This window comes from Bacillus sp. USDA818B3_A (assembly GCF_009928415.1).
Taxonomy (GTDB): domain Bacteria; phylum Bacillota; class Bacilli; order Bacillales; family Cytobacillaceae; genus Neobacillus.
Genome location: NZ_JAABNN010000066.1, coordinates 1 through 383, shown reverse-complemented (window position 1 = coordinate 383; position 383 = coordinate 1). Strand labels below are relative to the sequence as shown.

The following is a 383-nucleotide window of genomic DNA, read 5'->3' as shown; positions in this document are numbered from 1 at the left end:
TGCCAAGGCATTCACCGTGCGCCCTTTCTAACTTAACCTAAAAGGTTTTACTCTAATTTAATAGAGAGAAAAACTAAAATGGCGATTTTACTCGGTTTTTACTTGGTTTCTTCTATACGATTATCTAGTTTTCAAAGAACGATTTAAAAAAGCTTTGAGAGAATTGCTCCCTCAAAACTAAACAAACAAGAAACGGTCAACTTCTTATCAGTCCGAGAGGACTGCATTATCCTTAGAAAGGAGGTGATCCAGCCGCACCTTCCGATACGGCTACCTTGTTACGACTTCACCCCAATCATCTGTCCCACCTTAGGCGGCTGGCTCCTAAAAGGTTACCCCACCGACTTCGGGTGTTACAAACTCTCGTGGTGTGACGGGCGGTG

General features: G+C 43.6%; 1 rRNA gene. It reads right to left on the bottom strand.

Annotation, left to right across the window (positions count from 1 at the left end):
* Positions 1 to 236 precede the first annotated feature (236 nt).
* A 16S ribosomal RNA gene (locus tag GXK58_RS26870) occupies positions 237 to 383 on the bottom strand; the annotation flags it as partial.